Source organism: Streptomyces viridosporus (genome assembly GCF_002078235.1).
Lineage (GTDB): Bacteria > Actinomycetota > Actinomycetes > Streptomycetales > Streptomycetaceae > Streptomyces > Streptomyces viridosporus.
The window spans coordinates 1-4297 of the sequence record NZ_MSGP01000540.1 but is presented as its reverse complement, the minus strand read 5'-3'; the positions used below and the strand labels follow the sequence as shown (position 1 = coordinate 4297).

4 protein-coding genes are annotated in these 4297 nt (G+C 71.3%); 3 read left to right on the top strand and 1 reads right to left on the bottom strand.

Annotated features, from left to right (window positions below; genetic code table 11):
• Positions 1–188 precede the first annotated feature (188 nt).
• Both B7L92_RS31830 and B7L92_RS31825 read left to right on the top strand, forming a co-directional pair.
• Positions 189–830, top strand: a complete 642-nt coding sequence (locus B7L92_RS31830) for a TetR/AcrR family transcriptional regulator (RefSeq protein ID WP_081240775.1) — start codon at positions 189–191, stop codon at positions 828–830.
• 214 nt (positions 831–1044) lie between these two features.
• Positions 1045–2616 (top strand): MFS transporter, encoded by a 1572-nt coding sequence (locus B7L92_RS31825; protein WP_081240774.1) that lies wholly within the window; start codon positions 1045–1047, stop codon positions 2614–2616.
• A 202-nt stretch (positions 2617–2818) separates the two neighbouring features.
• Here B7L92_RS31825 and B7L92_RS31820 read toward each other — a convergent pair whose 3' ends face one another.
• Complete coding sequence (locus tag B7L92_RS31820; RefSeq protein ID WP_004986840.1) at positions 2819–3334, bottom strand: MarR family winged helix-turn-helix transcriptional regulator; 516 nt, start codon at positions 3332–3334, stop codon at positions 2819–2821.
• A gap of 118 nt (positions 3335–3452) precedes the next feature.
• Here B7L92_RS31820 and B7L92_RS31815 point away from each other — a divergent pair, with 118 nt between their 5' ends.
• A complete protein-coding gene (locus tag B7L92_RS31815) occupies positions 3453–4238 on the top strand; it encodes a dioxygenase family protein (protein WP_174704051.1) in 786 nt (261 codons plus the stop codon).
• Positions 4239–4297 lie beyond the last annotated feature (59 nt).

The following is a 4297-nucleotide window of genomic DNA, read 5'->3' as shown; positions in this document are numbered from 1 at the left end:
GACGGGTGGGACGGGTGTGGGTATCCGCGGCGGCTCTTTGTGGTGCGGGTCACAGGGAATGTCTCCGGTGCGGGAAATAACCGGGGACCGTTTCCCCGTTTGGACCTGTGTTCGCGCGAAACGGGGATTCCTTCCCCGGATCGCCGCGGAGGTACCACCGACAAGCAGCAGCAACCGAGGAGTGCACCGTGCAGACCGCCATCCCCGCACCGCGCAAGGCACCCCGGCCCCGCGCCGACGCCCTGCGCAACCGGGAGCGGATCGTCACCGCCGCCCGGGAGATGTTCGTCGAGTTCGGCCCCGACGTGCCGTTCGACGAGATCGCCCGCCGGGCCGGCGTGGGCAACGCCACGGTGTACCGCAACTTCCCCGATCGCGACGCGCTGGTGCGCGAGGTCGTCTGCTCCGTGATGGACCGTACGGCGCGGGCGGCCGAGCTGGCACTCGCCGAGACCGGGGACGCCTTCGAAGCGCTGGAGCGTTTCGCGCACACCGCCGCCGACGAGCGGATCAGCGCACTGTGCCCGATGATCTCCAGCACCTTCGACCGGAACCATCCCGACCTGGAGGACGCGCGCCGGCGTGTCGAGAGCCTCGTCGCACGGCTCATGGACCGTGCCAAGGCGGCCGGCCGGCTCCGTGCCGACGTGGAGTACGGCGACCTGATGATGGGGGTCGCCCAGCTGAGCCGGCCCCCGGCGGGCACCGGCTGCATGAGCGCCGACCGCTTCGTCCACCGCCATCTGCAGCTGTTCCTGGACGGGATGCGGGCCCCGGCCCGGGCCGTCCTGCCGGGCGCGGCCGTGACCGTGGAGGGTCTGCGCAGCTGAGCCAGAGCGATCCCTGACATCCGCCCGTCCGGTTGACGGGCGCCCGTGCCGACGGCCGTCCCCGAGGACGCGCCGTTCCCCGACGACACCCTTTTTCCGTCACGACGACACTTTTCTTCCCGTCATGACGACATTTTTCCTCCCGTCACGACGGCACCTTTTTTCCTTCGTACAGTCCTGATTTCCGTCACGAAGTCCCGGAGTGGGTACCCCCATGTCTGAAACAGCCTCATCGGTGTCCGGAAAGGCCCTCGGTGCTCCCGGTTCGCCCGGCTCGTCCGGTGTTCCCGGCGCCAACCGCTGGAAGGCGCTCGGGTTCATCGCGATCGCCCAGCTGATGGTCGTCCTGGACGCCACCATCGTGAACATCGCCCTGCCCTCGGCCCAGCAGGACCTGGGCATCTCGGACGGCAACCGCCAGTGGGTCGTCACCGCCTACGCCCTCGCCTTCGGCGGACTGCTGCTGTTCGGCGGGCGGATGGCCGACCTGTGGGGGCGCAAGCGGGCCTTCGTGCTCGGTCTGGGCGGCTTCGCCGCGGCCTCCGCACTCGGCGGCGCGGCCACCAACGAGGCCATGATGTTCGGCGCCCGTGCGCTGCAGGGCGTGTTCGGCGCGCTGCTCGCGCCCGCCGCGCTGTCCCTGCTCGCGGTGATGTTCACCGACGGCAAGGAGCGCGCCAAGGCGTTCGGCATCTACGGCGCGATCGCCGGTGGCGGTGGCGCCGTCGGCCTGATACTCGGCGGTTTCCTCACCGAGTACCTGGACTGGCGCTGGACGTTCTTCGTGAACATCCCGTTCGCCGTCGTCGCCGCGGCCGGCGCGTACTTCGTCATCCGTGAGCCGGCCGGCGGCCGCAACCGCTCGCCGCTGGACATCCCCGGCGTGGTGCTGTCCACCCTGGGCCTGGTCGCGCTCGTCTACGGCTTCACCCGCGCCGAGTCCGACGGCTGGAGCGACTCCGTGACCGTCGGCATGTTCGTCGCCTCCGCCGTGCTGCTCGCCGCCTTCGTGCTGGTCGAGTCCAGGGTCGGGGCGCCGCTGCTGCCGCTGCGCGTGATCACCGAGCGCAACCGCGGCGGGGTCTACCTCTCGCTCGGCCTGGCGATCATCGCGATGTTCGGCCTGTTCCTCTTCCTGACCTACTACCTGCAGGTCGTGAAGGGCTACTCGCCGGTCAGGACCGGCTTCGCCTTCCTGCCGATGGTCGCGGGCATGATCACGGGCTCCACCCAGATCGGCGCCCGCCTGATGACCCGGGTCGCGCCCCGGCTGCTGATGGGCCCCGGCTTCCTGGTCGCCGCCCTCGGCATGCTGCTGCTGACCCGGATGGAGATCGGCTCCTCGTACGCGACCGTGCTGCTGCCGGGGATGCTGCTGCTCGGTCTCGGCATGGGTACGGCGTTCATGCCGGCCATGTCCCTGGCCACCCAGGGCGTCGAGCCCCGGGACTCCGGGGTCGCCTCCGCGATGGTCAACACCTCGCAGCAGGTGGGCGGCGCGATCGGCACGGCCCTGCTGAACACGATCGCGGCCTCGGCCACCACGGCCTACGTCGCCGACCACATCGGCGGCGCCGCGAACCGGTCCCAGCAGCAGCTGGTCCAGCTCCAGGGGCAGGTGGAGGGCTACACCAGCGCGATCTGGTTCGCCGTCGGGATCCTGGTGGTGGCCGCGGTCATCGCCCTGACCCTCGTCAACGCCGGCCGGCCGGCCCACCCCGCGGCCGTCTCGTCCTCGGACGGGACCGACCGGGACGAGGTGGCGGTGCCGGTGATCGCTCACTGACGGCACCGGCACCGGCACCGGTGCGGGCCCGGCGCCGGCCCCGGTGCCGACCGTCGGCCGCTGACGGTCCCGGTCCGTACGCGTCCCGCACCCCCTTCGGATCCCTTCGGATCCCTTCGGATCCCTTCGGACCAGCCGTGCGGACGAGGAGGGGACGCCTCGTCCGCACGGCCTCCCCGGACCTGCCCCGGCTCCCGCCGCGTCAGCGGAGCCAGGGCAGGTCCGCACCCGCTTCGCTCGGCTCGAGTCCCTCGGCGACGATCCGCATGATCTCGCCGAGGGACTTCTGCTGTTCCGGGGTGAGCCGGTCGAAGACCGCCTGGCGCACGGCCTCCACGTGACCGGGCGCGTGCCGGCTCAGTACCTCGTAGCCCTCGTCCGTCAGCACCGCGAACTGGCCCCGCTTGTCGGAGGGGCAGTCCTCCCGGCGCACCCAGCCGCTCTTCTCCAGGCGGGCGACGGCGTGCGAGAGGCGGGACCGGGTGATCTTCGCCAGTTTCGCCAGCTCCGTCATCCGCAGCCGTCGGCGCGGGGACTCGGCGAGCTTGACCAGCAGGCCGTAGTAGACGTGCGGCATCCCCGCGTCACGCTGGAGCTGGCGGTCGAGGTGGTCTTCCAGGAGGGTGGTTGCCTCGATGTACGAGCGCCAGACGCGCTGCTCCTCGTCGGTGAGCCAGCGGGGCGCGTCGGCGCGTGCCGATTCGGGTGCCGTCTTCATGTACCCCACTCTACGTCCAGTCTCCTTGAAATTTAAACAAATGAGGCGTACAGTCGGTCATGAAAGTTGATAGTTCAAGTAAATCGGAAGATCCGCATCCTCGGAGGGAGTCGCCGTCATGACCGCAGCCACTCAGGAGCGCATGCCCGCGCTCTACCTCAGCCACGGCGCCCCGCCCCTGGCCGACGACCCGGTCTGGCCCGGTGAGCTGGCCGCCTGGTCCGCGGGACTGCCCCGGCCGAAGGCGATCCTCGTCGTCTCCGCCCACTGGGAGGAGGCGCCGCTCGCCCTCGGCGCCACCGAGACGGTCCCCCTCGTCTACGACTTCTGGGGCTTCCCCGAGCGCTACTACCGGGTGACCTACGGTGCCCCCGGGGCCCCCGCGCTCGCCGACTCGGTGCGCAAGCTGCTGCGCGCGCCCGGCATGCCCGTGCAGGACGTCCCCGACCGGGGTCTGGACCACGGCGCCTACGTCCCGCTGGTCGAGATGTTCCCCGAGGCCGACATCCCGGTGCTCCAGGTGTCCATGCCGACCCTGGACCCGGTGAGGCTGATGGAGATCGGGCGCAGGCTCGCCCCGCTGCGCGACGAGGGCGTGCTGATCATCGGCTCCGGGTTCTTCACCCACAACCTGGCCGCGCTGCGGCAGGGCGGCATCCCGGCCTGGTCGACGGAGTTCGACGACTGGGGCCGGCGGGCGCTGGACTCCGGCGACGTGGACGCGCTGCTCGACTTCACCCGGAAGTCCCCGGCCGGCCTGCTCGCCCACCCGCGCACCGAGCACTTCGCGCCGCTCTTCGTCACCATGGGTGCCGCGGACGCCGCCGGGGAGCTCGGGGAGCAGAAGTCCGTGATCGACGGGTTCTGGATGGGGCTGGCGAAGCGGTCGGTGCAGTTCGGCTGAGCGGCCGGGCCGTACCGGGCGGGCGGGCCCGGGCGGCCGTGGCCCCTCCCCGTCCGGAC